The organism is Pseudomonas sp. NBRC 111139 (assembly GCF_001753955.1).
GTDB classification, from domain to species: Bacteria; Pseudomonadota; Gammaproteobacteria; order Pseudomonadales; family Pseudomonadaceae; genus Aquipseudomonas; species Aquipseudomonas alloputida.
In genome coordinates this window covers 51,466-76,115 of sequence record NZ_BCBP01000048.1, presented here as the reverse complement: position 1 = coordinate 76,115, position 24,650 = coordinate 51,466, and the positions used below count along the sequence as shown (strand labels likewise).

The window sequence follows — 24,650 nt, the reverse complement described above, 5'->3', positions numbered from 1 at the left end:
GCTGGGGATTCCCAGTTGCCGTGTGCCGCCCTGCGGCTTGGGAATTTCAACCGCTCGCACTGCTTGGGGCTGGTATTCACCGGCCAGTAACCTGGCCTTGAGGGTTGGCCAATACTGTCTCACGTAGCCCGCCAAGTCAGCGACCGTCATGCCATCGGCACCCGGTGCTCCCTTGTTGCTGACCACGCGTTGATACGCACGTCTGAGGTTGGCCGGTGCAAGCACCCGCTCCATCAGCGTGTCCGGCTCCGCGTTCGTCCACGTCACGGACGCCGTCGATACCTTTGCACTGTCAGGCGTCACCCTCGGCTTCTGGCCGGAACTCGGGATGACAGTTTCCGCTGTGGGAAATTTCTGCATTACGGTTACCAACGAGACAGTGACGCCTACTGGCGGCATAACCTGTTCGGCCCTTGGTGGCGCGGTTGACCGCCACTTACTACGGCTTCGGCTGACTTCTGCACGCTCATCCCGTCGCCTTTCGACGCGCGGTAGCACAATGGCAAACGTACAGATCTCCCAGGGTAATTCGCGCGACCTTCCTGCTTATGCCTGTCGGATCTACGTCACAGCGCTCTGTGCAAGTATTGGGCTTTGGCGATTTGTGCCACCTCACCCCGCTGTGCCGCCTCTATCCGCTTCCTGTTCGTCAGGCCAGCATTTTGCCTCGGGCTTCCTTCAGATTCGCGGTCACCCGCGACACCCTTGCCTCCGGCTAACACTTCCCCTTGCCGGGTGTGTAGAGGACTTTCACCTCCAAGTCACCCGCTCGGCCACCATAGCCAAGCAGGTTGCGCTTGCGCGCAACGCGCCATGCCTGGCGCACAACAAAAAAGCCATCCCGAAGGATGGCTTTGAGGCCAGCAGGGCTTATCAGTAAGCCTTGCCAGTCTTGTAGTAGTTCTCGAAGCAGAAGTTGGTCGCGTCGATGTAGCCTTCGGCGCCACCGCAGTCGAAACGCTTGCCCTTGAACTTATAGGCAATCACGCAGCCATCCTTCGCCTGCTGCAACAGGGCATCAGTGATCTGGATTTCACCGCCTTTGCCTGGCTTGGTGTTGGCGATGATGTCGAAGATATCCGGGGTCAGGATGTAACGGCCGATGATCGCCAGGTTCGAAGGCGCGTCTTCCGGGGCCGGTTTTTCGACCATGTCGGTTACACGGAAGATGTCGTCGCGGATCATCTCACCTTTGATCACACCATACTTGTTGGTTTCCTGCGGGTCGACTTCCTGGATGGCGACGATCGAGCAGCGGTACTGTTTGTACAGCTTGACCATCTGAGTCAGCACGCCGTCACCTTCCGGGTTGACGCACAGGTCGTCCGCCAGCACCACCGCGAACGGCTCGTCGCCGATCAGTGGGCGGCCAGTGAGAATGGCGTGGCCGAGGCCTTTCATTTCGGTCTGGCGCGTGTACGAGAAGGAGCACTCGTCGAGCAGACGACGAATACCGACCAGGTATTTTTCCTTGTCGGTGCCCTTGATCTGGTTTTCCAGCTCGTAGCTGATGTCGAAGTGGTCTTCCAGGGCGCGCTTGCCGCGCCCGGTAACGATGGAGATCTCGTTCAGACCCGCATCCAATGCTTCTTCAACGCCATACTGGATCAGTGGCTTGTTGACCACCGGCAGCATTTCCTTGGGCATGGCTTTGGTAGCAGGCAGGAAGCGCGTGCCGTAGCCGGCTGCCGGGAACAAGCATTTTTTGATCATATACGTCCTTACAAAAGGCTAGGCCTGTGGAATTCGGCGCAGTCTAATCAGGCGGCAGTCACCTTACAATGCCCCCGTTAACGACCGTTGCCATCATAGAGATATCCCAGTGTAGATAGTTCCGGGGGATCGTAAATATTGCTGTCATACATGACCGTTGGATGACAGGAAAATCAGCGTGCCAGTGGCGGCCTTTTCAACGGGCTCACCCGCGAAGAGACCGCCACTGGCTGACCTCAGCTACCCGTCCCTTTTCCGATCAGCACCCCATCAACCTCCTGACCATACAGGTTCACCCCATCATTGGCATGAAATTTCACCCGCGTTTTCTCGATGGATCCCTCTACCAACCGCGGGTCCTGTGGCCGCTCGTGGCGGTTGATCCACGCCGCCACATCCCAGGCCTGCTGATCGCTGAGGCTGCCCGGCTTGCCCAACGGCATGTTGTATTTGATGAACGACGCAGCGGTATTGATGCGGTGCATGCCAGCCCCCCAGTTGTAGGAGTCCTTGCCCCAAAGCGGCGGCATTACGTACTCGCCGGCGACCTTTTGCCCTTCACCGTTATCGCCATGGCAAATCGCGCATTGTTCACGGTAAACCTGCTGACCGCGCTTGAAGTCATAACCACCCTTGGGTTGTGCCACCTCCGGATAACCACGTCCGGCAATCTCCACGCCGGTCGGCGCCTTGGTCGACAGCCAGTATGAATACACCGCCAACGCCGTCATCTGCGGGCTGTCAGCGGCCGGCGGCTTGCCGTTCATGCTGAACTGAAAACACCCTTGGATACGCTCGGCGAAGGTGTTGACCTTGTCATTCTTCTTGCGATAGGCCGGATACATCGGGTAGGCACCCCACAGCGGCGCCGAATGCGCCAACCGCCCCTGATCGAGGTGGCAGTTACTGCAGTTCATGCCGTTGCCCACCGCCTCGGGCATCAATCGGCGGGTGTCGACGAACAAGGCATGGCCTTCACGCACCATTTTGCCAAAGGCATTATCGGGCAACTCACGCTCAGCAGGCGGCACAAACTGCGGTGCAGCCTGCACACCGGGCACCTTCAACTGCGACTGGTCTTCCATGGCGATCGGCGTGGCCTGGGCGCTGCCCACGGCCAGCAGCAACAAGACGGGAATCAAGGTTTTCATGGCGTGACCTCCTGACTGGCGGGGCGGGCGAAGAACTCGGCAACGGCCTTGATCTCCTCATCGGTCATGGCCTTGGCCACGCCGACCATCAGCTGGTTGGGGTCATTGCTGCGGCTGCCGTCGCGCCAGGCATTGAGCTGTGCCACCAGGTAACTGGCGGGCTGGCCGGCCAAGGGCGGGAAGTGTTCGCCCACCCCGCCGCCACCCGGCCCGTGGCATTGCACGCAACCTGGAATCTGCCGGCTCCAGTCGCCGTACAGGGCCATGCGGGTGGTCGGGTCATCGGCAATCTGCTGGCGGTGCAGCTCGCCAGCGGGCGCTGCCGGCAGGCTGGCCAGGTAGGTACTGACGGCCTTGATTTCGTCGTCGCTCAGGGCCTTGGCCAAAGGCTCCATCACCGGCTGCTTGCGGCTGCCGTTGCGCCAGTCCTGCAACTGCTTGGCAAGGTAACCGGCCGGTAGCCCGGCCAAACGTGGAAAGCCGGCAGCCGCAATGCCATTGCCGTCCGGGCCGTGGCAACCCAGGCAGGCCATGGCGGCGGGGTTGGCCCCACCCTGGGTGAAGACCTTCTGACCCTCAGCGGCATGTGCCGTGGGCCAGATCAGGATCAGCAAGCTGCCGATCATCACGCGTCTCAACGGTGTCATCACGAATCTCCTTTTCTTTTGTTATATGTTTAGGCTTAAAACATATAAGCAGAGAAAGGAGGACCCGTTGCTTCAGATCAACTTCCGGAGATGCACTGCGTTGCCGCAGTGCGCACATCCCCAAGGCGCAGCGGGAAGTTATTCAGCCGCTCGTGCAGTTTGATGCTGCTGCCGCTGCCGCGCTTGTCGATATCCACCAACGCCGCCGGGCCGGCACCTGAGGTGATTTTCTGCGGTACGATCAGCCGCAGGCCGTCGCCACGCTGCTCTTCGGTCAGCGGGTCACGCGTATCGGCAAGCTTTTCCTTTACGCAATCGGCATAGGCGCGTGGGCTCTTGCCAGAGATCACATCCATCGTTTCACGCGATTGCTCCAGCTCCGCGACGCTCACGCAGCCACCGAGCGCAACCGACAACGCCGCCACCATCCACTTCATTTGCTGCACCTCTGCCTTCAGGAATTCGCTTCGACCACATCCAGGCGGTTTTGCTCCCTGCTTTGGCAGAATTATCTACGCCTGGCGATCAACGCGGCAGTGTAACGGCACATCGTGGTATCTTTTGCTTTTGCAGATCCAAACCTTGCGGAGCATCACATGAAATTCGTACACCAGCGCGAGCACCTCAACGAGGACGATATTGTCGTCATCGAGTGCTCCCAGCGCTGCAATATCCGCCTGATGAACGACGCCAACTTCCGCAGCTTCAAGAACGGCGGCCGTCATACTTACCACGGCGGCCATTTCGAGAAGTTTCCGGCGAAGATCACCGTACCCAGCACCGGCTTCTGGAACATCACCATCGATACCGTCACCACTCGCCCGATCTCGGTCACCCGCAAGCCAACGCTGACCCACAAGATCAAGATCATCCGTCGCTCGTCGTCGAAACTCAGATAAGGCCACCATGACCCAGACCATCAAGTACGTCATCAAATACAAGCTCGACGGCCAGCGTCGCTGGGATTTCGCGCTGATGCCCGATGCCTCGCAAGAGCAAGCCCTCGAGGCCCTGCGCAAGATCCACGGCGACGACGCCGAGAAAATCAGCGACATCCAGGTCAGCAAGGCCCTGTAAGACTCGCCGCAAGCCCCCGCCGCATCGCTCGCCCCACGCAAGGAGACTCGCATGAGCCATTGGCCCGACCGCCGTATCCTCGACCTGCTGGGCATCGAGCTGCCCATTCTGCAGGCACCCATGGCGGGGGCGACCGGCTCGGCCATGGCCATTGCCGTGGGCCTGGCAGGTGGCTTGGGCGCCCTGCCCTGCGCCATGCTCAGCGGCGAGCAGGTGCGCGCCGAGATCGCCGCATTCCGCGCCGGCTGCCCGGGGCGCCCGCTGAACCTGAACTTCTTCTGCCACCAGCCGCCAGCGCCCGATGCCGAGCGCGATGCGCGCTGGAAGCAGGCACTTGAGCCTTATTACAGCGAAGTGGGCGCCGACTTCGCGGCGCCCACGCCGGTGTCCAACCGCGCGCCTTTCGACGAGCAGAGCTGCCTGCTGGTCGAAGCGTTGCGCCCGGAGGTGGTGAGCTTCCACTTCGGCCTGCCGCAGGCCGAACTGCTGCAACGGGTAAAGGCCAGCGGTGCCAAGGTACTGTCCAGCGCCACGACTGTGGAAGAAGCGGCCTGGCTGGAGCGCAATGGCTGCGATGCGATCATCGCCATGGGTTATGAAGCCGGTGGCCATCGCGGCATGTTCCTCAGCGATGACATCACCAGCCAGATAGGCACCTTCGCGCTCGTACCGCAGGTGGCCGATGCCGTCGGCGTGCCGGTGATTGCCGCCGGTGGTATCGGCGACCACCGCGGGCTGTTGGCGGCACTGGCCCTGGGTGCCTCGGCAGTGCAGATCGGCACGGCTTACCTGTTCTGCCCCGAGGCCAAGGTGTCGCCAGCGCATCGCCGGGCGCTGGACAGCGCGCCTGCCAGCGACACCGCGCTGACCAACCTGTTCACCGGCCGACCGGCGCGCGGCATCAACAATCGCATCATGCGCGAGCTGGGGCCGATGAGCGAGCTCGCACCGCGCTTCCCGCTGGCGGGCGGGGCATTGATGCCTTTAAGGGCGATCACCGATCCGCAGGGTAAGAGTGATTTCAGCAATCTGTGGTCGGGGCAGGCGTTACGGCTGGGCCGGCACATGCCGGCGGGTGAGTTGACCCGGGAGATTGCCGGTAAGGCACTGGCAGTGATCGGTCACCAGGCATTCTGACAGGCAGGCCTGGCCTCTTCCCGGCCAATGGCTTATCGCTATATAGTTAAGGCTATAACGATAACCTCAAGGAGCTGTCTTCATGCGTATCCGCTCGCCCCAGCTGGCCGTCACTGCCCTGGCCAGCCTGTTCGCCTTCAACACTGCCTGGGCCGACGAAGTCCAGGTCGCGGTCGCAGCCAACTTCACAGCCCCTATCCAGGCCATCGCCAAGGACTTCGAAAAAGACACCGGCCACAAACTGGTCGCGGCCTATGGCGCCACCGGGCAGTTCTACGCGCAGATCAAGAACGGTGCACCGTTCGAAGTGTTCCTCGCCGCTGACGACACCACCCCCAAAAAGCTGGAAGCAGAAAAGGAAACCGTACCCGGCTCGCGCTTTACCTACGCCATCGGCACCCTGGCCCTGTGGTCTGCGAAGGAAGGCTACATAGATGCCAAGGGTGAAGTGCTGAAAAAGAACGAATACAAACACCTGTCCATCGCCAACCCGAAAGCGGCACCTTACGGCCTGGCCGCCACCCAGGTACTGGACAGGCTGAAGCTAACCGAAGCCACCAAAGGCAAGATCGTCGAAGGCCAGAACATCACCCAGGCCTTCCAGTTCGTCTCCACCGGCAACGCCGAGCTGGGCTTTGTCGCCCTGTCGCAGATCTACATGGACGGCAAGGTGACCCATGGCTCGGCCTGGATCGTGCCGTCCAACCTGCACGACCCGATCCGTCAGGACGCCGTCATCCTCAACAAAGGCAAGGACAATGCGGCCGCCAAGGCACTGGTCGAATACCTCAAAGGCCCGAAAGCCGCAGCAGTGATCAAATCCTATGGTTATGAACGCTGATGCCACTCGATGCCAGTGACCTGGGCGCCATCTGGCTGACCGTGAAACTGGCCAGCCTGACCACCCTGATCCTGCTGGTCATCGGCACACCGGTCGCCTGGTGGCTCGCGCGCACACGCTCATGGCTGCGCGGGCCGGTGGGTGCGGTGGTGGCACTGCCCCTGGTACTGCCACCGACGGTGATCGGCTTTTACCTGTTGATCGCCCTTGGCCCGCACGGCTGGCTCGGGCAGGCCACCCAGGCGCTAGGCCTGGGCAGTGTGGTGTTCAGCTTCACAGGCCTGGTGATTGGCTCGACGGTGTACTCCATGCCGTTCGTGGTGCAACCCCTGCAGAATGCCTTTGGCGCGATCGGCCAGCGGCCCCTGGAAGTCGCCGCTACCCTGCGCGCCAGCCCCTGGGACACCTTCGTTCATGTGGTGCTGCCGCTGGCCCGCCCTGGCTTCGTCACTGCCAGCATCCTCGGCTTTGCCCACACGGTGGGCGAGTTTGGCGTCGTGCTGATGATCGGTGGCAACATTCCCGACAAGACTCGCGTGGTTTCGGTGCAAATTTTCGATCACGTCGAAGCCATGGAGTATTCGCAAGCCCACTGGCTGGCCGGTGCCATGCTGGTGTTCTCTTTCCTGGTGCTGCTCCTGCTGTACGCTGGACGCCGCGGCAAAGCTGGCTGGAGCTGAAATGAGCGCATCGATTGTGGCGCGCCTGAAACTGGCGCGCGACGACTTCACCCTGGACGTCAACCTGCACCTGCCCGGGCGCGGCATCAGCGCACTGTTCGGCCACTCTGGCTCCGGCAAGACCAGCTGCCTGCGCTGCCTGGCCGGGCTGGAACGGGCCGCCAGCGCCTATATCGAGGTCAACGGCGAAGTCTGGGAAGACAGCACCCGTGGCTACTTCCAGGCACCGCACCTGCGCCCGGTGGGCTACGTGTTCCAGGAAGCCAGCCTGTTCCCGCACCTGTCGGTGCGCGGCAACCTGACGTTCGGCTGGCGCCGAGTAGCGCCCGCTGAACGCAAGGTCAGCCTCGACCAGGCGTGCCAACTGCTGGGTATCGGCCACTTGCTGGAGCGCCGCCCGGCAACCCTGTCGGGTGGCGAGGCGCAGCGGGTAGGTATTGCCCGCGCCCTGCTCAGCAGCCCAAGGTTGTTGTTGATGGACGAGCCGCTGGCAGCCCTCGACGGCCCGCGCAAGCGCGAGATACTGCCCTTCCTGGAGCGCCTGCACGACGAACTGGACATCCCCCTGATATATGTCAGCCACGCCCAGGATGAAGTCGCGCGGCTGGCCGACCACCTGGTGTTGCTGGAACAAGGCCAGGCGATTGCCAGCGGCCCGATCGGCGAAACCCTGGCTCGCCTTGACCTGTCGCTGGCCCAGGGCGACGACGCCGGCGTCGTGTTCGAGGGTAAGGTGGTAGGGCACGACCCGCACTACGGCCTGCTTGACCTGCGCCTGCCCGGCAGCAACGGGCCGCTGCTGCGCATCACCCACGCGGCGCAGGTGATGGGCAGCACCCTGCGCGTCAAGGTTCAGGCCCGGGATGTCAGCCTGGCCCTGGCGGCGGACAGCGCATCGAGCATCCTCAACCGCCTGCCGGTGCGTGTGCGCGAAAGCCGTCCGGCGGCTAACCCGGCGCATGTGCTGGTCAGCCTGGATGCTGGCGGCAATGCCCTGCTTGCACGCATCACCCGCTTCTCGGCAGACCAGCTCGGCTTGCACATAGGGCAGACACTGTTCGCCCAGATCAAGTCGGTGGCCCTTTTGGGTTGAGCATCCTTAGCGCGCGTATTGTCCATTGATCAGTGACCTGATCGAGGCCTGCTGCCCATGCTCGACTGCCCCCTGCCGCGCACCCTGCACTACGTTGACGACAGTCAGCCGGGCCTGACCCGTCGGCGCTGGCGCGACCGTTTCATCTATCTGGATGCCGATGGCCAACGGGTACGTGACAGCGACACCCTCTCGCGCATCGCCGCACTGGTGATTCCCCCGGCCTACACGGATGTGTGGATCTGCGCCGACCCGCAAGGCCACCTGCAAGCTACCGGCCGCGATGCCCGCGGCCGCAAGCAGTACCGCTACCACGCACAGTGGCGCGAACTGCGCGACCAGCACAAGTATGGGCGCATGCTTGCGTTCGCCCAGGCCCTGCCAAAGCTGCGCACACAGCTGGAAGCCCACCTGGCGCGGCCAGGGCTGGACCGGGAAAAGGTCATGGCACTGGTGGTGAGCCTGCTGGATCACACCCTGATCCGCATTGGCAACCAGCGCTACCTGCGCGATAACCGGTCGTACGGGTTGACCACCCTGCGCAATCGCCATGTGCAGGTCAAAGGCAGCACTATCCGCTTCCAGTTCCGCGGCAAGCGCGGCGTCGAGCACAACGTCACCCTCAACGACCGACGCCTGGCCAACCTGCTAAAACGCTGCATGGAACTGCCTGGGCAGGCGCTGTTTCAATACCTGGATGAAGACGGCCAGCGCCATAGTGTCGGCTCCAGCGAGGTCAATCAGTTTCTGCAGCAATTGACCGGTGCCGACTTCACCGCCAAGGATTATCGCACCTGGGCCGGCAGCAGCCTGGCATTGAACCTGCTGAAGCCCTTGGCCTGGGAGCCGGAAAGTGAAGCCAAACGCCAGGTTGCCGCGATAGTCCGCCAGGTGGCCACACGCCTGGGCAATACACCGGCCGTGTGCCGGCGCTGCTACATCCACCCGGCAGTCCTGGAGCACTATGCCTTGGGGCGCCTGGCCAATTTACCGAAAAACCGTGTGCGCAAAGGCCTGGACCCGGAGGAAGTGGCCTTGCTGCTGTTTCTTCAGGCACTCGAGGAACAGGAGGACCATTGAGCTTGTCTATTCAGTCCATGATGCGAAGAAATTTCCCATTAGTCGCCAAGCCCCCTATTCTTGCCAGCGAGCACCTTGGCCGACAAACCGTTGACGGTTTGCTTTGGCACCTGCAACTGAAGACACGCAACAGAATTTGTCTGTCGGGGAATTACTATCCGCCGAAAGCGTCTTTAATGAGAAGGAAGAGGGACAAGCTCCCGCCGCAGCGGCAACTAGCCCTGCGGACTTTTACATCACCAAGGAGAATTACATGCTGATACTCACCCGTAAGGTTGGCGAAAGCATCGTCATCAACGATGACATCAAAGTCACCATTCTGGGCGTCAAAGGGATGCAGGTGAGAATCGGTATCGATGCACCGAAAGATGTTCAGGTCCATCGAGAAGAGATCTTCAAACGCATCCAGGCCGGCAACCCGGCTCCGGAGAAACACGAAGACTCACACTAGCGCCACCCGAGGGGCATGGATGCGCTCGACCGCCAGCCTCAGGTGCCCATCAACTGATGCACCGTGGCGATCATCTCATCCATGTCGAACGGCTTGTCGAATATTGCGGCAAACAGGGCCGGGCATCCTTGGCTGGCCTGTGCGCCGCTCATGAGGATGACCGGCAACTCGCTTAACGCCGGGTCCTGGCGTATGGCACGTGCCAACTCCTCACCGTTGAGTAGCGGCATCATGTAGTCGGTAATCACCAGCTGCACGCGTTTTTCCTTCAACGCCTCCAGTGCTTTGCAGCCATTGCTCGCCTTTTCCACCACGAAACCTTCGTCCTCCAGGGCAAAACCGAGGATATCGGCGATCAGGTACTCGTCATCGACAATCAGGATGGTGTTCATCGGCTCGTCCGTCACCCGCTCCCCTGCGGCGTCGGCGTTCCCGAAAGCACACCGCAGGCACCTTCGAATGCCTTGCGCAAGGTAATGCCTTGCGGCCCGATCAGCAGCTCGTGCAAGGCCGGGTCATGGTGGCTGTCACGCACCTTGAGGACCGACAGCATGCGCCGCAGTTGCGAGTCCAGTTCGACAAAGCGCATCAGCATAAGGTTGTCGACGATACTCGACAGGTCCGGCGCGGGGGCGCTGATTTCCGCGCCGAAAATGTCGCGCATCTCCCAGGTCAGGACCACGCTGACATCGCGCGCGCGCAACTCACCCGCCAGCGCGCGGAAAAACGCATTCAGCCGCGTCGGGTCAATAGCCAGGCGGCTGAATGCGCCAAGGCTGTCGATCACCACGCGCTTGCTGCCCTGCGCCGCTACACGCTCCAGTAGCCGCGCGCCAACCTGGTCCAGCAAGCCCTCGGTGGTCGGCTGCCAGCACAGCTGCAAGCTACCGCCCTGCTCCATCGCGGCAAAATCGTAGCCGAGCGAAGCGGCCTTGCTGCGCAGGCGTTCGGGCGTTTCGTAAAAACCGAAATGCAACCCCGGCGCCTGCGGCGTGCTGGCACCCAGAAAGGCCAGGCCCAATGACGTCTTGCCAATCCCCGAAGGCCCCATCAACAGGCTGACTGACCCGGTGGCCAAGCCACCACCAAGCATTTCATCGAAGGTTGGGACACCGCTGCTGATACGCGCCAAGGTACCGCTGCCCAACTGGCTAGGGTGGCTGAACAACGCTTCCAGGCGAGGATAGACCTGCATGCCGGACTCATCGATAAGGCATTCGTGACGCCCCGACAACGCACCACTGCCGCGGGTCTTGCGCAATTGAACATGGCGCACGGCGCGGCTGCCCACCAGTTGCTCACCCAGTTCGATCACGCCATCGACCATGGTGTGTTCCGGGCTGCCCTCGTCCAGCCGGGCACTGGTCAGCAACAGTACGGTGCAACCGGCGAAGGCGGCATGCCCCTGCAGCTCAGAAACGAACTTCTTGGTGTCCAGCGCGGTTTCCGCGCGTACCCGGGCATTGAGCACACCGTCGACGATCAGCAGGCTGGCCTGTTGCCGGGCAATTTCCTGGCGCAGCAACCGCACCACCGCATCCAGCCCGTCCTGCTCGAGGGTATCAAAGGCGCTGACGAACTGGATCTTGTCACCGACCAGCGCCGGGTCGAAGAAGTCCAGCGTGGACAGGTACTGGAACAAGCGTTCATGCGACTCGCTCAGCAAGGTGGCCACCAGCACCCGACCACCGCCACGCACGTGGCCGCAGGCCAGCTGATTGGCGAGGATGGTCTTACCGGCCCCCGGCGGCCCCTGGATAATGTAGGAGGCGCCAGCTATCAGGCCACCCTTGAGCAACGCGTCGAGCCCGTCGATCCCCGTTACCAGCCGCTTCAGTGCCTGTGCCATGATGTCTACCTGTCGAGTGGGCTATCCGTCTGGTCCTGATACATTGGCAAGTACAGTCGCATGCAAGTTCCCCGGCCAGGCTCGCTGTCGACACAAATGGCACCACCACTTTGCCGGGCGAACCCATAGACCTGGCTAAGCCCCAGGCCGGTACCCTTGCCGAAAGGCTTGGTGGTGAAAAACGGCTCGAAGATACGCGGCAGTATCTCTGTGGGTATGCCTGCGCCGGTGTCTTCCACCTCGAAGCGCACGAAGCTGCCCTTCAGCCCTTCAACTTCGCCGAACAGCTCGACCACATCGACAGTCAGGCTGATGCGGCCATGCCCGTCGATGGCATCACGGGCATTGAACAACAGGTTGAGCAATACCATCTGCAGTTGCCCGGCATCCACCTCGATCCGCGGCAGGTCCGGTTGTAGCAACACCTTCAAGTCAATCGAGCCTGGCAATGCATGTTCAAGCAGGCCACGCGTAGCGTTAACCAAGTCTGCCGGGGCAACGCTGGCCACATCGAGCTTGCGGTGACGGGCAAAGCTGAGCAGTTGCTGGGTCAGTTCGGTGCCACGCTGACTGGCATCGAGGATGTGCTGCAACATGCGCTGGGTGCGTGCCGGGTCCTGGGTGGCCAGCGCCAGGCGCGCGGAGCTGATGATGATGGTCAACATGTTGTTGAAGTCGTGCGCCAGACCACCGGTCAACTGGCCGAGGGCTTCAAGCTTCTGCGCCTGGAACAGCTGGGCGCGCACTGCGTCGAGCTGCAGCGCCGACTCGCGACGGTCAGTGATATCGCGTGTGACTTTGGCCAGGCCAATGATCTGGCCATTTTCATCACGGATCACATCCAGTGCCGCCAGGGCCCAGAACTGCGAACCATCCTTGCGCACCCGCCAGCCTTCGTCCTGCGCCACACCCTGCTCCAGCGCCTGACGCAGCAGGCACTCGGGGCGGCCCTGCGCACAATCCTGTGGGGTGAAGAACAACGAAAAATGCTTGCCGATCACTTCATCCCTACGGTAACCCTTGATCCGTTGCGCGCCGGCGTTCCAAGACACCACATGGCCGGAAGGGTCGAGCATGTAGATGGCATAATCCACCACCGACTGAACCAGCTGTTCATAACGATGGGCGGGCATGAGGGAAGCGTCGAGGCAGTCGGCTGAAACCATGCAAACTCCACTGGCACAGCAGGAGGGAGAAAATGAACGTAGCCTGGAGTGTCTGCCAGTAGACAGCTGAACGACTACAGGCTGTCAGCGTTCCGGCTCGGCCAGCGCCGGGCTGATGCGCCGCGGCATGGCCTCTTTCAGCAATCACAGGCTGAGCCGCATGATCATACCACCGCCGGCAGAGGCCAACACGAGCACCTGCGCGAACAACAGCCGCCAGAATAACCGTGGACGCACCACACCTTCGCCAACTCGGCCCCAAGTCATTGCGGAACACGCTTGGATCCAATCATGGGCAACAGTGGCGTAACGACAGCAAGGTGTCAATTGCCCGTTCGATCGCCTCTTCTATCTGTTGATCATAGGTGCTGCAGTTGACTCAACTATAACAATGGGTTATAAAGCGCGCTTGATTGCGAAGCCCTTCTGCTTAGAAGCGAGCTGGTCGTTGCGACCCCTTCAAACGTGCGAGTGTGGTGGAATTGGTATACACAGCAGACTTAAAATCTGTCGGCGTGAGCCTTGCGGGTTCGAGTCCCGCCACTCGCACCAAACTTCGTTGAAAAGGCGCCCTTGCGGCGCCTTTTTGCTGCCTGACAGCAATGTCTGGCGCAGCTGCTAAAGTGGAGCTTGTCCCCGTCCACTGGAACGCCGCCATGCGCTACTCCCTGTTCGATGGTCAACGCGACATCATTATCCTGATCGCCCGCGTACTGCTGATGGTCCTCTTCGTCTTGTCTGGCTGGGCCAAGCTGACCGGCTTCGATGGCACGGTAGGCTACATGACCTCGCTCGGCGCCCCTGCCCCGATGCTGGCAGCAGGGATTGCCGTCATCATGGAGTTCGTCGTCGCAATCCTGTTGATCCTCGGTTTCTACACGCGGCCGCTGGCCTTTCTATTCGCGCTGTTCGTACTGGGCACGGCGCTGCTGGGCCACCCGTTCTGGAACATGGTCGACCCCGAGCGCAGCGCCAACATGACTCAGTTTCTGAAAAACCTCAGCATCATGGGCGGCCTGCTGTTGCTCGCGGTAAGCGGGCCCGGGCGGTTCTCGGTGGATGGTCGCTGAGTCAGTCGTCGCAGTCGTCGAACCAGGCTGGGTGATCGCGCTCTTCATCATCGAGGTCATCCAGCGTCTCCTCGTCTTCCTCCACTTCATCCTCGGCGCCTTGGGCATCTGCCTCGGGCTCCACGTCGTCGTAGAGAAATTCGTGGTCAAGCAGGTGATCGTGCTCGGGTTCGTGCAGGTCGTCTTCGTCGCGCATGCTGGCTCCTGGGATAATGGCAGGCCTGTATAGGCTGATCAGGATGCTGGGTCAATGCGTTGTCGCTTAATCCTGGGTTAACCGGCCCGGCGCAACCTGCAGGCTCTCCCTTCAAACGTCTTTCGCCCGCCTTTATGGCGGGCTTTTTTTATGGCCCTGCGTACTTCGGTGCAGATGATGACACCCCCATGACCTGACCTTCACGAAATGCCGACATCCGAATGAGCACACTGACCCTGCTCCGTACGTTCTTGCAGCCCGCCGCATCATTGCCGCGGGCTTTTCTTTTTTCCGTAAATGCCAGTCAGGGATCCGTCGGTATTTTGCGCAAGCGTCCACCATGACCATGACCTGAAGCAGTTTTGCCTGGCCAGGCAAGGTCTATGCTGTCCCAGCGATAACCCAAGCTCATATCGAATAGACACGGAGGCTCTCATGAAAGCTGCTGTCGTTGCACCAGGCCGTCGCGTGGACGTGGTAGAGAAAACCCTGCGCCCTCTCGAGCACGGCGAAGCGCTACTGAAGATGCAGTGCTGCGGTGTGTGCCACACCGACCTGCACGTGAAAAATGGCGACTTTGGTGACAAGACCGGTGTAGTACTGGGCCACGAAGGTATTGGCGTGGTTCAGGAAGTTGGCCCGGGCGTCACCTCGCTCAAGCCAGGCGACCGTGCCAGCGTTGCCTGGTTCTACCAGGGTTGCGGACATTGCGAATACTGCAACAGCGGCAACGAGACCCTGTGCCGCGACGTGAAGAATTCCGGTTACACCGTGGACGGCGGCATGGCCGAGGCCTGCATCGTCAAGGCCGACTACTCGGTTAAAGTGCCCGACGGCCTCGACTCCGCTGCCGCCAGCAGCATCACCTGCGCCGGCGTCACGACCTACAAGGCAGTGAAGATCTCCAACGTCCGCCCCGGCCAATGGGTCGCCATCTACGGTCTCGGCGGCCTGGGCAACCTGGCCCTGCAATATGCCAAGAATGTGTTCAACGCCAAAGTCATCGCCATCGACGTCAACGAAGAGCAACTGCGCTTCGCCAGCGAGATGGGCGCGGACCTGGTGGTCAACCCGCTCAACGAAGATGCCGCGAAGGTCATCCAGGCCAAAACCGGCGGTGCACATGCTGCCGTCGTTACTGCCGTTGCCAAAGGCGCGTTCAACTCGGCTGTCGATGCCTTGCGCGCTGGCGGGCGACTGGTGGCCGTCGGGCTTCCGTCGGAGTCCATGGACCTGAATATTCCCCGTCTGGTGCTTGATGGGATCGAAGTGGTGGGCTCGCTGGTAGGTACACGCCAGGACCTGCAGGAAGCCTTCCAGTTTGCCGCTGAAGGCAAAGTGGTGCCCAAGGTAACGCTGCGACCGATCGAGGATATCAACCAGATCTTTGACGAGATGCTGGAGGGCAAGATCAAAGGCCGGATGGTGATACAGTTCGAAGGCTGACAGGCCGAGCCAGGTCGTGTGGAACCACAGCAAAGCCCGTAGATAACCCTCTACGGGCTTTTTGCCTTCTCAATTGTCAAAGGAACAGACCATGACCGTGGACTGGCACGCCGGGCCGATTAGCCGTACGACTCCACTGGACAAGCATTACCGCAACACGCAGAAGGTTCGTCAGTTTCTGCTCAGCGAGTGCGGCGCGGCATTCAAGTTCGACCGTGGACTCATGCTTTGGATCAAGAGTGGTACCCCATCAACCATGGGTGACGTCGCGGACGAATGGCTACGGAGGTATGGGTGAAGCTCTGTATCTGACGGCTGGAGGCAGGCCTTGCCTGCAGCCGTTGCCTTCAGCATCTTGTCCAACGATTCAACCATGCTGGAATAATCCATTTCCTGACTCCCTCGATGGTGGAATTGGCTTGAGCCCAACCCTAGACTGCGAACATTTCAATATTTGATGAGCAAACCTGGAAATATCACTCATCCTTCATGCTGAAGACCGACGCCCGCGAGGTGTGGTTCAAGAAAAGTGCTCAACCTGCAATGGCGAGCCTGTGCATATGAGGAGATCGGTATGTCCATTCGAAGTTTGGCGAAGAACCTGCCACCAGACCCTTCGCGGGAAGGCTGGGTCATCGGATGGGGGGTCCTGAGAGACCGACATCCATGGCATTTCGTCGACGTTTATGCTGACCAGAAAACGGCGATGGCAGAGGCGCAGCGCAGAGGAGACGGCTACGTGGTGGAATTCGGCTCACACCGCTTGGGGACGCATGAATTTATCTGCGGTGTCACCTTACCTGAAGGCTGACGCTCGATCGAAAATAGTCACTGACAGGACTTCAAGGCATTATCTGCCCATTGGCAATAGCACTGGCTTCAAGCTTGGCACGCTCCGCGTCCAGAAAAACATAAGCGGCCTGTAGCGTGGTGATCTTCGTTTGAATCTCGGCCATCTTGGCGGCGACCAAGACGGCGCCTTGCGCGCAATCGATCGTGTTACCCCGCCTGGCCACAAGAATGTCCCTAATCTCGGCAAGTGAAAAGCCCCCGCCCTGGGCGCTCTGTATGAAGGCCAAGTCAGCTACGGTCTGTTCACTGTAACTGCGATAGTTGTTGGCTTGTCGGTGTGGCTCGATAAGCCCGAGCTGTTCGTAATAGCGCAATGCATGGCGGCTGAGCCCACTCCGGCGCTCCAACTCTCCAATATTCACGTTAAAAATCCTTGACTGTAGAGCAGGCTCTACACCTTAGCCTGCGCCCATTATCCAAACAAGGGTTCAAACATGAGTGTGGAATGCTTTGTCACCGGCGGCAGCGGCTTTGTGGGGCAACATTTGCTGGCCGCTCTTACTGCGCAAGGGCACAAGACCTGGGTGCTGATGCGCAGCCCCGGCAACATCGAACGCCTCAAGGAGCAGGTAGGCCAACTCGGGGGTAACCCGGAGTATCTCCATGCCGTTGAAGGCGATATCAGCCAGGAGGGGCTTGGCCTCAGCGAAGCAGACAAAGAACGCGTCACTTCGGCCGCTGTATTTTTCCATCTCGCGGCGGCATTTTCCTGGGGGCTGACACCGGAGCGCGCCCGCACAGTCAATGTCCAAGGTGCTCTGAGCGTGGCCAGGCTTGCGGCCAGCCAGCGTATCCGATTGCTCATGGTAGGCGGCTTCATGCTGCAAAACCTCAACCACCTTGCCCGTATCGGGGTTGATATTCAGTGCCCTGAAAACACAAACTGGCCCGCAGTCTACGCCCGGGTAGGCGGCTACGAAGGCAGCAAACTCGAGTCCCATTTTGCAGTGATCCGCTATATGCAAGACGCGGATGCGGATTACACGATTGTTCACCCTGCTACGGTGTGCGGCCACAGCGAGAACGGGCATATCCTGGACGGACAACCGCTTGCCGAACTCATTCGCAATCTGGCACAAGGCCGGTTCAAAGCTGTTCCCGGTTCCGCCAGTCACTGGTTGCCATTGGTCAGCGTCGATTATCTGGTGAACATGATAACTTGCGTGGCGTTCGACCCCGCCATGGCCAACCGGCAAGTTCTGGCGCTGTATGAGCGAACACCAAACTTGCAGGGAATGCTTGTGCAGATCGCAGACACGCTAAAGGTCAAGGCACCCCGCCGCCATATACCCATAGGGTTGCTCAGGTCGATATTGACAATTCCGGGACTGGCGACCCGACTGGCGATCAGCGCCGAGTCATTGAACTTTATTCAGACACAGCGCTTCGACATGGGAAACAGCAGGCAATTGGAGCGCAAGTACGCGTTTACCCATCCCGACATGACGCAGGCCTTGGAAAACACGGTGCGCTATGTCAACGGCTCCTTGATGAAAAAATCCAAAAGTGAGGGCGCAGGCCAGCGAGGATGACGGGCCAGGCTGATGAAGCCTCCCTGCCGGATTGCTGGAAGTCTGGAGACGCAGAGGTTTCATGCACGGTGTCTTCGCTGATGACAATAGGTCGCCGCTTGACCTCCGGCGCTGCGCGCCTGGCCGCTATTTCGAGGCAGCCATAAAGCCTGCAGCAGGCGCACCTTCAGTGGCGACCCGTCGGGCCCGGCCAACGCCCCACGCCAGTGCCCTGGTCATCGACTCGCCAGGGCGAGAATCGAAGGCCTCTTCAAGGATAGCCATGCCACCAGGGGCGTACACCCCGATGAACATCTGCGTTTTGCCTGTCCGCGACAGTCGCGTCTGAACATCAATGTATGTCCCATCGTCGAGTGTCTCGTCGTGAGTTCGGTGATGAAGCGTCGGGTCAGCCCAGGCCCAGAAAACATCACCGCGTATTCTCATGAGACGCTCCTACGACTTTAGTTGTAGTCAGGTGGTTTATTGCCACCATAGCGAACGTGCAGTTTTACGCAAATTCGTCTGACTCATCTGTGAGCTGAATCGGACAATCGGCTATTCAGCAGCCCCGCCAAAGACTCAACGCTTGTCGTGAAGTTCGGGCGGCCAAGCGCTGAAGAACCACATGACTCCTGGCGTCAATACATAGATCCAGTGCTGGCCAGGGTAGATGAAGATGCCGACAGCCCAGATGGCGAGTAAGGTTCCGCCCGCTCGCCTACGCCGCCTCGGCGTGAACCATTCCTGAAACGCCTTGTGCCTCTCCCGCAGTTTCATTACCACCCTCCCTGTTTGGTAAGCGGCGAAGCATATCACCTCTAATTCAACGATAACGCGTTCCCGGCAAGGGCGGCGTCTGCACGCAAGAACCACGACATGACCCAACAACAGCACGACGAGCGCAAGCTGGACCGGGTCTTCCGCCAACATCTAAGAGCTCAAGCAGCTGCGCTCAGTGTTTGACTAGACATAATGGCCCCCAGCACGCCGGCCCTGATCGCGCAGTACCGCGACTCAAGGTTGGCCAAGAGATTTCGGAACTCCATGCCAAAAGTTACCGAACTCGTGGCGTTTTTGGACTCATGAAGAAAAGCCCCGCAGACGTTAATCTGCGGGGCTTTCGAATGGTGGAGGCCGAGGTCGGAATCGAACCGGCGTAGACGGATTTGCAATCCGATCCAAGAATCGCCGCCTCTTGCGGGCTGGGCGGGAAAATCAGTTCCAAAACGAAGCAGGATTTGTCCCGCTGTAACCCGCATTCTACAAGGGTCGCCCTTTTAGTTTTGGAACTGATCTTGAGGCCCCTGTCACCCTCCTTCCAGTGCCGCATCAGCAGCGCTGAATCGAACCTCGGAACTCCCTCTCCACGACTTGGGTTCACCGGTTCCAGACACCGCGACTGATCTACACCGCTAACATCACCATGCGGTTTTTTGGAGGTGTGTCGTGGTGGCAAAGGGTTGATTTTACTGGGCCAAATGTCCCTCCATTCCCCCTCTTTCCCCTATCTGTGGTATCAGAATTGGTATCGCCTGCAAGCTGTCGCTGACCGTCCATTATCGACCCGTTCCTGTCCTTCGCGGTAGGCAGCTCACGGCCACTAGCAGCCGGTCAGATGTGTGTAGGAAATCTGATGCAACTCAGGTGGTGCATACAGAAAAACGATCGTTGATAGTAATATGCCTTCATGGGCATAGGCCGAATACCGTCGTGTCCTATGTCATAGGTTACTCACGAGCTAAGATGCGGAGAATGGAATGTCCCTTGCTGGAAACGATAAGCTAACGATCGGCGCGATCATTAAATCAGTCAGACTCGTCCAGCAGGCTGGCTACCTCAAGGATGCCGGATCATGCGCCGGCCAAATCCTCTACGAAAACTACGAATATCTCATTCAACAATCGTTTCACCGCAACCTGAATTCAATCCCGGAAATTCTCAGGATAGTAAAATCGAAGAGAGATAAGGACTTAATACGTGGTTATCTACATTTGTTCTTTCCTGTGTACGCCAACGAGGAGTTGGAAAAGTGTAAGCCTAAGAAGGTTGAAGAGTTTCGGAGAGAAGAAACCAAGGCCCTGTTAATCGATTTTGAACTCTACAAGCGGCTGACAGATGCCAAGGTGGAGGTCACCTTCGATAAGCTTAATGACATCAGGCTTGAGGTCCGGTTCGTGACGACCAATTGGAAGGCCTACCTGGAGTCGTTCTTGAAATGGCCGACCACTGATGCGCCCGCTTCGCTTTCTGAATTAGTCAAAGTTGGTTGGATTAAGGCTGGCTTGCTAAGCCACTTTGGATATCACGTCGGAATGAGCGGACAGCCATCGGCAATGAGGATTAATATTCTCGATAAGCTATTCAATGCAACCTTGACGATTCATTACTTTGACAAAAGCTATCTCTCTGAGTGGGCTAAACCGTCCAGCCTCGAGCGGTTAATGAAAATGGCCAGGACGATTGCCGCTCTTTGTAGAAATGCCAAACGATCGCCGGGGAATTTCACACAGGCGATTTGCGATTGGGAAGAGGATTTGGAATATCTTCACCGGACTTACTACAAGACTTTCCTGAATCTGCAGGCCCTTAATTGGCCTGAGACGTGAGCAATATCTCTCCGTTGAGCCACCGTCAACAATGAGTCGAAAGCAGCCAGTCGCGAGGGACCGGCATCGCACCAGCCGGCCTAGAGTTGCTGGTTTCCTACCGTCTAACTAGCTGAGGTCCAGCGCTATGGCCGCTCAACGGTTTTCAAGACCGTGGTATAAGCGCCCGATCCATGCGGTTCCTGCGGAGAATTCGATTCCAAAACAAAGGCGAAACGGCCCGGCTACAGGCCGCATTCTGCAAGGGCCGCCGCTTCTGTTTTGGAATCGATTTTCTCGTCAAATATCAGCTTCGCTGATCTAAAAATGGCATTATTTAGCCACCATCCTTTACTGGACCGAGAAATGAAACTGGGACTCATTCCTTTGATTGCTGCAACGCTCGTTGGCTGCGCCACGCCACCAGCGCCCCAACCGAAACCTGCGGCTCCGACGGTGTTCTACCGCTACCCAATGCCACCGAATGCAGAGAAATTTGCTCAGTACATGGCTGCTCATGACTTGAAAGATCCGGAGTCGGCGAAATTCAGAGATACGTTTTTTGTGACTGCCGACGGGCGCGGCGACAACAGAGATAAATCCAAGGATTCATGGTGCGTCGAGGTTAACGGCAAGAATTCCTACGGTGCCTATACCGGTTACAGCTGGGCTCTGTTCCCTGCGGGAGGGACCAAGATGATTCAAGGCGGGGCTATGGCCGCCGTAGTAGAAGGAATTTGCTCGAAGGCAGTATACGGCTCTGTCTCAGTTCCACCCAGCACACTGCTAAAGAGCCAGCCACCAGTACTGCAGCAGTAGCGTGAGATTCGGACCTCAGGCCGCGCCACACGCGGCCTGCGCATCGCCACTGTCTAATACGGTTCGGTCAGTTTCAGCGACTTTGCGCTAGTAAAACCGAGAAGCATTCGAGCAGTTTTAGACAGCTTCAGCAGCCCCATCCAGGCGTCCTGCCAACCACGATCCGTCCTGGGTCGTCGCTTACACCCTCCTCCCACGATTCGTACTTGAACAGGCCGATGTGATAGGCCTCTTCAAACTCCATCAGCGCCCAGTAACGAGCGGCCTCGGACAGCTCCAGCATGTCGACCAGGTTATCCGAACCGACTTCACGCCGGCGGTGAGCGGCATAAGCCATTTCATCAAGCACAGCGGCGCGCCCGTCTGGATCGGTCACCAAGGAAAATTGGTCGTTCAGCTCATCCAGCCAAGCTTTCGGTATCCCGGCCATCATTCTGCCCTGCACCACCAGGACTGCGCATACAGCGCGCCATCCACTTCCTCAACCCCGTTGATGTTCATCCCGAGTTGAGCCATGCCGTTGACCTTGGCATCGTGCAAGCGCGGGATGATGTCTGGCCCAGGCGTCGGATTGAACACCCACGCCTGGGTGGCCAGCCGGCCCAGCGGCTCGCTTTGATGGTCGCCAATGTGGATGTCCGCCCGCAAGGGCTGGACCTTCCGCAGCTGATCGGACGGGATGGCTACGCCCTTGACGCGCCGGCGGACGAGGAGGAAATACATAACGCACCAATACTGTATATCGATACAGTATCGTATAGGCGGAAGCCGCAGCGGGCAATCGCCGGCCAGCGGATCAGTGAAGAGGCGGCAGCTCCTTGCCGCGCATTGTGGCAATCACCCGAAGCTGGTAATCGGACACCATCTGGAACAGCGACTCGGCCAGCAGACGCAGGCGCTCGACCTCCTCCGCCGGCGCGCCTCGATCCTGCGCCTGGTGATACTCTCGCATGGCGTCGACAGCCTGCTGAATCAGCGGCTCGCCGGCCTCGACCATGCCGATGAACGTCCGCTTGTCCATTGCCCGCCCTCGATCATTTGATGAGCGCATTATAGGACGCTTCGCAGAGCTGGCCGGCTATTCGGGCTTGGTCATAAGCTTTCGCCAGCTCTCCCGCTCGAGCATCAGCCCGTGTGAGCAGGTCGGAGAGCACCATGGCGGCGCGGGTGGCTGTCTCGCCTCTGGCGACAGCGGCGGTATCCGTGCTGGGGCAACTGACGGCGGCAGCGAGCTGGGCTGCATCACTGCGCAGCCGCTGGCCAGCAGCATCGGCGTCAGCAGCGCCAGCATCCGCAGTCGTTCTTTCTTCATGCCCTTTTACCCTCGCCTCTTGTTGCGCGTCTGCGCTCCGGTGTTCTTCCAGGCGCGCCGATCGTTCGCCAATGACTTCGGCCAATCGATCGCCGCTGTCCCGCTCCGCAGATTGCTGGCCGGCCTGGGCGAGCTCCACTGAACGTCCGTGCTCGTAGGCCACCCAGTGGGAAATCAGCAGTACCATCCCAGCTGCAGCGCCAGCCCACGGGCTCATGAAGCCAGGGCCCGGCGCACACCCTCGTCGATCACTTCCGACTTGTAAGGGTTGCCGCCGTTCTCATGAATGATGATGCCCAGGACAGCCTCACGCAGGACGGCGCGTTTGGAAATGTCGATGGAGTCTCGCACCCCGACCCCGAGCCGCTTGGCGATGGCCTGCGCATAAGCCAACGTGTTGTTCTCGCTGGATGGCGCCCACCGGCTGATGAACTCCAGCGGGGTATCGATTCCAGGGCGTCCTACACCGGGCATGCCATCTTTACCCCGGTAGTTGAGCAGAAGCTTGCCCAGGGCTCGGATACCGTTCTCGGCCTGGTCAAAGCGGGCGAAGCGCGGCTTGGCTACGCCAACCTCAACGCCTAGCTGGCCCTGCCATGCATTGCGCGGATTGAAATCAATGTTACCCGGGTTGTGGTTGCGGACGCCGCGAGGTGTGATCATGGTCTACTCCGGTCGAAAAAAATCCCGCAAAGATGCGGGGCTAGGTAGAATCCGAGGAATGGCTGCGGATGCGAGCCTTGGGAATGATTAACTGGCACTTAAAGGAGCGATCTTGAACAAGCACGAAGTTGCAGCTGCAGAACTTAACGAAGCGTATAAATCGGTCCGATCCGAGCTTTCTTCCAATGGCTACGAATCCGAAGAGTTTTCTACCGACGCTGGGCTAGTCGATTTTTTGTCCTCCTTGGAGCAGGAAGCAAATCGCACAGCAAGCCTGGCTCGACGACTGAGCCTTAAAATTCAAGCCGCAATTGAAAAAGAAGAGATTGCGGGCCCGCGCGCATAAAGAACAGATAGACCCATCTCTACCCGAATACAACTTCTGAGCGAAAAAGAATACAGACCTATGACCGCCATAGAAGAAATTGACATTTCACTATCCCCAAGATTCATTGGATGGCATGGCTCACGAAGCAACCCTCAGCGAAACAGAGTCATTCCTAAAAAGATATGGACGTACTGGAACTCTGAGGAAGCTCCTAAAACTGTCAGGGCCTGCATGAGATCATGGAAGGAAAAAAACCCTGACTATGAGATAACCCAGCTAAGCCCAAATAATCTGAAATCGTATGTAAAAGAAGTACCTGAACAATTCTATAGTGACACCCCCCAAAGGCAGGCTGACTGGGTTAGGCTAGCTGTTCTCCGGGAGCACGGTGGAGTATGGATAGATTCGACAACAGTCACGTTTGAGCGTCTTGACTTCCTTCACCAGATCCAGCAGTCGCACGGGAGTGAGCTGATTGCGTTCTTCAACAAACAGCACACCAGCAACCCTTTGTATCCAATAATTGAAAATTGGTTCATTGCCGCGCCTGAGAAAAGCAAGTTCATCAGCGACTGGTATGACGAATTTGGAAAATCAATCGCAAATGGTGCTGGAAAATATATTGAGCAGCTCAGCAAAGAATTCAACATTCACGAACTAGCTCAGAATCTCAAAAAACACAACTACTTCTCGATGCATATTGCTGCCCAAGCATTAATGAATCGTGAGAACAATTACTCATTGTCGCCAATACCAGCTGACAGCGATGCATTTAAGATCGCACGTCATTTTTCATGGAATCTCGAAAAGATAGCCGATGCAATGTGCAAAGTTGACAACCTAAATGTACCTTGCAATCTTTTCAAGATGACCGGAAAAGTTTGGGAACCAATCAATCAAATGCTCATTAGCGGTGACTACCTGCCGTCCTCAATCATGGGCAAGCTTTACGATTCGACCATTTAAAGTAATTGTTGTTG

At 59.0% G+C, this 24,650-nt stretch carries 32 protein-coding genes, 1 tRNA gene and 1 pseudogene; 18 read left to right on the top strand and 16 right to left on the bottom strand.

The window, feature by feature from the left end; all coding sequences use genetic code 11:
* The 5 genes and pseudogenes from BJQ17_RS19505 to BJQ17_RS19485 form a co-directional block, all read right to left on the bottom strand.
* Positions 1-399, bottom strand: a pseudogene (locus BJQ17_RS19505) (group II intron reverse transcriptase/maturase); the annotation flags it as partial.
* A 474-nt stretch (positions 400-873) separates the two neighbouring features.
* Positions 874-1,713, bottom strand: coding sequence for a UTP--glucose-1-phosphate uridylyltransferase GalU (gene galU, locus BJQ17_RS19500; RefSeq protein ID WP_003250908.1), 840 nt, complete (start codon positions 1,711-1,713; stop codon positions 874-876).
* Between the two features lie 236 nt (positions 1,714-1,949).
* Positions 1,950-2,864, bottom strand: a complete 915-nt coding sequence (locus BJQ17_RS19495; RefSeq protein ID WP_064614838.1) for a c-type cytochrome — start codon at positions 2,862-2,864, stop codon at positions 1,950-1,952.
* Positions 2,861-3,511, bottom strand: a complete 651-nt coding sequence (locus BJQ17_RS19490; protein WP_003250913.1) for a cytochrome c — start codon at positions 3,509-3,511, stop codon at positions 2,861-2,863. Before BJQ17_RS19490 ends, BJQ17_RS19495 begins: the two co-directional genes overlap by 4 nt.
* Positions 3,512-3,588: 77 nt before the next feature.
* Positions 3,589-3,948 carry a hypothetical protein gene (locus BJQ17_RS19485; protein ID WP_003250915.1) on the bottom strand — a complete coding sequence of 120 codons (360 nt, stop codon included), beginning with the start codon at positions 3,946-3,948 and terminating at the stop codon, positions 3,589-3,591.
* Positions 3,949-4,107: 159 nt separating this feature from the next.
* Between BJQ17_RS19485 and BJQ17_RS19480 the strand changes: the two genes are divergently transcribed.
* From BJQ17_RS19480 to csrA, 8 genes are all read left to right on the top strand, one after another.
* Entirely contained in the window at positions 4,108-4,410 is a 303-nt protein-coding gene (locus BJQ17_RS19480; protein WP_003250918.1) for a DUF1883 domain-containing protein, read from the top strand.
* A gap of 7 nt (positions 4,411-4,417) precedes the next feature.
* Positions 4,418-4,588: a hypothetical protein gene (locus BJQ17_RS31730; RefSeq protein ID WP_003250919.1), complete on the top strand. Its 171-nt coding sequence runs from the start codon at positions 4,418-4,420 to the stop codon at positions 4,586-4,588.
* A gap of 51 nt (positions 4,589-4,639) precedes the next feature.
* Positions 4,640-5,725, top strand: a complete 1,086-nt coding sequence (locus tag BJQ17_RS19475; protein WP_003250920.1) for a nitronate monooxygenase family protein — start codon at positions 4,640-4,642, stop codon at positions 5,723-5,725.
* Between the two features lie 82 nt (positions 5,726-5,807).
* Positions 5,808-6,566 (top strand): molybdate ABC transporter substrate-binding protein, encoded by a 759-nt coding sequence (gene modA / locus BJQ17_RS19470; RefSeq protein WP_003250922.1) that lies wholly within the window; start codon positions 5,808-5,810, stop codon positions 6,564-6,566.
* A complete protein-coding gene (gene modB, locus BJQ17_RS19465) occupies positions 6,566-7,246 on the top strand; it encodes a molybdate ABC transporter permease subunit (protein WP_003250923.1) in 681 nt (226 codons plus the stop codon). The genes modA and modB overlap by 1 nt, the downstream gene beginning before the upstream one ends.
* Before the next feature lies 1 nt (position 7,247).
* The gene (gene modC, locus BJQ17_RS19460) at positions 7,248-8,339 is read left to right on the top strand and encodes a molybdenum ABC transporter ATP-binding protein (protein WP_003250924.1); all 1,092 of its coding nucleotides are present in this window, start codon (positions 7,248-7,250) and stop codon (positions 8,337-8,339) included.
* A 57-nt stretch (positions 8,340-8,396) separates the two neighbouring features.
* On the top strand, positions 8,397-9,419 hold the full coding sequence (locus tag BJQ17_RS19455; protein WP_003250925.1) for a DNA topoisomerase IB: 1,023 nt from the start codon (positions 8,397-8,399) through the stop codon (positions 9,417-9,419).
* A gap of 253 nt (positions 9,420-9,672) precedes the next feature.
* On the top strand, positions 9,673-9,870 hold the full coding sequence (csrA, locus tag BJQ17_RS19450) for a carbon storage regulator CsrA (protein ID WP_003250926.1): 198 nt from the start codon (positions 9,673-9,675) through the stop codon (positions 9,868-9,870).
* 38 nt (positions 9,871-9,908) lie between these two features.
* On the opposite strand, the gene BJQ17_RS19445 is transcribed toward csrA, so the two are convergent.
* From BJQ17_RS19445 to BJQ17_RS19435, 3 genes are read right to left on the bottom strand one after another with little or no spacing between them, the layout of a single operon-like run.
* Positions 9,909-10,262: a response regulator gene (locus BJQ17_RS19445; RefSeq protein ID WP_003250927.1), complete on the bottom strand. Its 354-nt coding sequence runs from the start codon at positions 10,260-10,262 to the stop codon at positions 9,909-9,911.
* An 11-nt stretch (positions 10,263-10,273) separates the two neighbouring features.
* Positions 10,274-11,719, bottom strand: coding sequence for an ATPase domain-containing protein (locus BJQ17_RS19440; protein ID WP_003250928.1), 1,446 nt, complete (start codon positions 11,717-11,719; stop codon positions 10,274-10,276).
* 5 nt (positions 11,720-11,724) lie between these two features.
* Complete coding sequence (locus BJQ17_RS19435) at positions 11,725-12,885, bottom strand: nitrogen regulation protein NR(II) (RefSeq protein WP_003250929.1); 1,161 nt, start codon at positions 12,883-12,885, stop codon at positions 11,725-11,727.
* Positions 12,886-13,352: 467 nt separating this feature from the next.
* On the opposite strand from BJQ17_RS19435, the gene BJQ17_RS19430 reads away from it, so the two are divergent.
* Together BJQ17_RS19430 and BJQ17_RS19425 are read left to right on the top strand one after the other, a co-directional pair.
* Positions 13,353-13,437: transfer RNA gene (locus tag BJQ17_RS19430), tRNA-Leu, on the top strand.
* Between the two features lie 104 nt (positions 13,438-13,541).
* Positions 13,542-13,955: a DoxX family protein gene (locus tag BJQ17_RS19425; RefSeq protein ID WP_003250931.1), complete on the top strand. Its 414-nt coding sequence runs from the start codon at positions 13,542-13,544 to the stop codon at positions 13,953-13,955.
* 1 nt (position 13,956) lies between these two features.
* Here BJQ17_RS19425 and BJQ17_RS19420 read toward each other — a convergent pair whose 3' ends face one another.
* The gene (locus BJQ17_RS19420; protein ID WP_003250932.1) at positions 13,957-14,151 is read right to left on the bottom strand and encodes a hypothetical protein; all 195 of its coding nucleotides are present in this window, start codon (positions 14,149-14,151) and stop codon (positions 13,957-13,959) included.
* Positions 14,152-14,586: 435 nt separating this feature from the next.
* Between BJQ17_RS19420 and adhP the strand changes: the two genes are divergently transcribed.
* From adhP to BJQ17_RS19405, 3 genes are all read left to right on the top strand, one after another.
* The gene (gene adhP / locus BJQ17_RS19415) at positions 14,587-15,597 is read left to right on the top strand and encodes an alcohol dehydrogenase AdhP (protein WP_003250933.1); all 1,011 of its coding nucleotides are present in this window, start codon (positions 14,587-14,589) and stop codon (positions 15,595-15,597) included.
* 91 nt (positions 15,598-15,688) lie between these two features.
* The gene (locus tag BJQ17_RS19410) at positions 15,689-15,895 is read left to right on the top strand and encodes a DUF6434 domain-containing protein (protein ID WP_003250934.1); all 207 of its coding nucleotides are present in this window, start codon (positions 15,689-15,691) and stop codon (positions 15,893-15,895) included.
* A 276-nt stretch (positions 15,896-16,171) separates the two neighbouring features.
* Complete coding sequence (locus BJQ17_RS19405; protein ID WP_003250935.1) at positions 16,172-16,408, top strand: hypothetical protein; 237 nt, start codon at positions 16,172-16,174, stop codon at positions 16,406-16,408.
* A 31-nt stretch (positions 16,409-16,439) separates the two neighbouring features.
* Here the strand turns inward: BJQ17_RS19405 and BJQ17_RS19400 are convergent, their stop codons facing one another.
* A complete protein-coding gene (locus tag BJQ17_RS19400; RefSeq protein WP_003250937.1) occupies positions 16,440-16,811 on the bottom strand; it encodes a MerR family transcriptional regulator in 372 nt (123 codons plus the stop codon).
* A gap of 72 nt (positions 16,812-16,883) precedes the next feature.
* Between BJQ17_RS19400 and BJQ17_RS19395 the strand changes: the two genes are divergently transcribed.
* Positions 16,884-17,981 (top strand): SDR family oxidoreductase, encoded by a 1,098-nt coding sequence (locus BJQ17_RS19395; RefSeq protein WP_070096507.1) that lies wholly within the window; start codon positions 16,884-16,886, stop codon positions 17,979-17,981.
* A gap of 126 nt (positions 17,982-18,107) precedes the next feature.
* Here the strand turns inward: BJQ17_RS19395 and BJQ17_RS32175 are convergent, their stop codons facing one another.
* Positions 18,108-18,407: a hypothetical protein gene (locus tag BJQ17_RS32175; RefSeq protein WP_003250941.1), complete on the bottom strand. Its 300-nt coding sequence runs from the start codon at positions 18,405-18,407 to the stop codon at positions 18,108-18,110.
* Positions 18,408-19,720: 1,313 nt separating this feature from the next.
* On the opposite strand from BJQ17_RS32175, the gene BJQ17_RS19375 reads away from it, so the two are divergent.
* Complete coding sequence (locus BJQ17_RS19375; protein WP_070096505.1) at positions 19,721-20,569, top strand: hypothetical protein; 849 nt, start codon at positions 19,721-19,723, stop codon at positions 20,567-20,569.
* 345 nt (positions 20,570-20,914) lie between these two features.
* Complete coding sequence (locus BJQ17_RS19370) at positions 20,915-21,367, top strand: hypothetical protein (RefSeq protein ID WP_070096504.1); 453 nt, start codon at positions 20,915-20,917, stop codon at positions 21,365-21,367.
* Between the two features lie 127 nt (positions 21,368-21,494).
* Here BJQ17_RS19370 and BJQ17_RS19365 read toward each other — a convergent pair whose 3' ends face one another.
* The 5 genes from BJQ17_RS19365 to BJQ17_RS19345 all read right to left on the bottom strand — a co-directional run bounded on the left by BJQ17_RS19365 (position 21,495) and on the right by BJQ17_RS19345 (position 23,342).
* The gene (locus BJQ17_RS19365) at positions 21,495-21,800 is read right to left on the bottom strand and encodes a hypothetical protein (RefSeq protein ID WP_070096503.1); all 306 of its coding nucleotides are present in this window, start codon (positions 21,798-21,800) and stop codon (positions 21,495-21,497) included.
* Positions 21,797-22,090, bottom strand: a complete 294-nt coding sequence (locus BJQ17_RS19360) for a hypothetical protein (RefSeq protein WP_070096502.1) — start codon at positions 22,088-22,090, stop codon at positions 21,797-21,799. The genes BJQ17_RS19365 and BJQ17_RS19360 overlap by 4 nt, the downstream gene beginning before the upstream one ends.
* Before the next feature lie 73 nt (positions 22,091-22,163).
* Positions 22,164-22,388 carry a hypothetical protein gene (locus tag BJQ17_RS19355; protein WP_070096501.1) on the bottom strand — a complete coding sequence of 75 codons (225 nt, stop codon included), beginning with the start codon at positions 22,386-22,388 and terminating at the stop codon, positions 22,164-22,166.
* A 13-nt stretch (positions 22,389-22,401) separates the two neighbouring features.
* A complete protein-coding gene (locus BJQ17_RS19350) occupies positions 22,402-22,896 on the bottom strand; it encodes a DUF2514 domain-containing protein (RefSeq protein WP_070096500.1) in 495 nt (164 codons plus the stop codon).
* Positions 22,893-23,342 (bottom strand): structural protein P5, encoded by a 450-nt coding sequence (locus tag BJQ17_RS19345; protein ID WP_070096499.1) that lies wholly within the window; start codon positions 23,340-23,342, stop codon positions 22,893-22,895. The genes BJQ17_RS19350 and BJQ17_RS19345 overlap by 4 nt, the downstream gene beginning before the upstream one ends.
* 112 nt (positions 23,343-23,454) lie before the next feature.
* Here BJQ17_RS19345 and BJQ17_RS31260 point away from each other — a divergent pair, with 112 nt between their 5' ends.
* The gene (locus BJQ17_RS31260; protein ID WP_139139798.1) at positions 23,455-23,688 is read left to right on the top strand and encodes a hypothetical protein; all 234 of its coding nucleotides are present in this window, start codon (positions 23,455-23,457) and stop codon (positions 23,686-23,688) included.
* Between the two features lie 60 nt (positions 23,689-23,748).
* Complete coding sequence (locus tag BJQ17_RS19340; protein WP_083285084.1) at positions 23,749-24,636, top strand: glycosyltransferase family 32 protein; 888 nt, start codon at positions 23,749-23,751, stop codon at positions 24,634-24,636.
* Positions 24,637-24,650 lie beyond the last annotated feature (14 nt).

Coding starts and splice junctions, on each gene's coding strand:
- galU (WP_003250908.1), bottom strand. CDS start 1,713: ATGATCAAAAAATGCTTGTTCCCGGCAGCCGGCTACGGCACGCGCTTC.
- BJQ17_RS19495 (WP_064614838.1), bottom strand. CDS start 2,864: ATGAAAACCTTGATTCCCGTCTTGTTGCTGCTGGCCGTGGGCAGCGCC.
- BJQ17_RS19490 (WP_003250913.1), bottom strand. CDS start 3,511: ATGACACCGTTGAGACGCGTGATGATCGGCAGCTTGCTGATCCTGATC.
- BJQ17_RS19485 (WP_003250915.1), bottom strand. CDS start 3,948: ATGAAGTGGATGGTGGCGGCGTTGTCGGTTGCGCTCGGTGGCTGCGTG.
- BJQ17_RS19480 (WP_003250918.1), top strand. CDS start 4,108: ATGAAATTCGTACACCAGCGCGAGCACCTCAACGAGGACGATATTGTC.
- BJQ17_RS31730 (WP_003250919.1), top strand. CDS start 4,418: ATGACCCAGACCATCAAGTACGTCATCAAATACAAGCTCGACGGCCAG.
- BJQ17_RS19475 (WP_003250920.1), top strand. CDS start 4,640: ATGAGCCATTGGCCCGACCGCCGTATCCTCGACCTGCTGGGCATCGAG.
- modA (WP_003250922.1), top strand. CDS start 5,808: ATGCGTATCCGCTCGCCCCAGCTGGCCGTCACTGCCCTGGCCAGCCTG.
- modB (WP_003250923.1), top strand. CDS start 6,566: ATGCCACTCGATGCCAGTGACCTGGGCGCCATCTGGCTGACCGTGAAA.
- modC (WP_003250924.1), top strand. CDS start 7,248: ATGAGCGCATCGATTGTGGCGCGCCTGAAACTGGCGCGCGACGACTTC.
- BJQ17_RS19455 (WP_003250925.1), top strand. CDS start 8,397: ATGCTCGACTGCCCCCTGCCGCGCACCCTGCACTACGTTGACGACAGT.
- csrA (WP_003250926.1), top strand. CDS start 9,673: ATGCTGATACTCACCCGTAAGGTTGGCGAAAGCATCGTCATCAACGAT.
- BJQ17_RS19445 (WP_003250927.1), bottom strand. CDS start 10,262: ATGAACACCATCCTGATTGTCGATGACGAGTACCTGATCGCCGATATC.
- BJQ17_RS19440 (WP_003250928.1), bottom strand. CDS start 11,719: ATGGCACAGGCACTGAAGCGGCTGGTAACGGGGATCGACGGGCTCGAC.
- BJQ17_RS19435 (WP_003250929.1), bottom strand. CDS start 12,885: ATGGTTTCAGCCGACTGCCTCGACGCTTCCCTCATGCCCGCCCATCGT.
- BJQ17_RS19425 (WP_003250931.1), top strand. CDS start 13,542: ATGCGCTACTCCCTGTTCGATGGTCAACGCGACATCATTATCCTGATC.
- BJQ17_RS19420 (WP_003250932.1), bottom strand. CDS start 14,151: ATGCGCGACGAAGACGACCTGCACGAACCCGAGCACGATCACCTGCTT.
- adhP (WP_003250933.1), top strand. CDS start 14,587: ATGAAAGCTGCTGTCGTTGCACCAGGCCGTCGCGTGGACGTGGTAGAG.
- BJQ17_RS19410 (WP_003250934.1), top strand. CDS start 15,689: ATGACCGTGGACTGGCACGCCGGGCCGATTAGCCGTACGACTCCACTG.
- BJQ17_RS19405 (WP_003250935.1), top strand. CDS start 16,172: ATGTCCATTCGAAGTTTGGCGAAGAACCTGCCACCAGACCCTTCGCGG.
- BJQ17_RS19395 (WP_070096507.1), top strand. CDS start 16,884: ATGAGTGTGGAATGCTTTGTCACCGGCGGCAGCGGCTTTGTGGGGCAA.
- BJQ17_RS32175 (WP_003250941.1), bottom strand. CDS start 18,407: ATGAGAATACGCGGTGATGTTTTCTGGGCCTGGGCTGACCCGACGCTT.
- BJQ17_RS19375 (WP_070096505.1), top strand. CDS start 19,721: ATGTCCCTTGCTGGAAACGATAAGCTAACGATCGGCGCGATCATTAAA.
- BJQ17_RS19370 (WP_070096504.1), top strand. CDS start 20,915: ATGAAACTGGGACTCATTCCTTTGATTGCTGCAACGCTCGTTGGCTGC.
- BJQ17_RS19365 (WP_070096503.1), bottom strand. CDS start 21,800: ATGATGGCCGGGATACCGAAAGCTTGGCTGGATGAGCTGAACGACCAA.
- BJQ17_RS19360 (WP_070096502.1), bottom strand. CDS start 22,090: ATGTATTTCCTCCTCGTCCGCCGGCGCGTCAAGGGCGTAGCCATCCCG.
- BJQ17_RS19355 (WP_070096501.1), bottom strand. CDS start 22,388: ATGGACAAGCGGACGTTCATCGGCATGGTCGAGGCCGGCGAGCCGCTG.
- BJQ17_RS19350 (WP_070096500.1), bottom strand. CDS start 22,896: ATGAGCCCGTGGGCTGGCGCTGCAGCTGGGATGGTACTGCTGATTTCC.
- BJQ17_RS19345 (WP_070096499.1), bottom strand. CDS start 23,342: ATGATCACACCTCGCGGCGTCCGCAACCACAACCCGGGTAACATTGAT.
- BJQ17_RS19340 (WP_083285084.1), top strand. CDS start 23,749: ATGACCGCCATAGAAGAAATTGACATTTCACTATCCCCAAGATTCATT.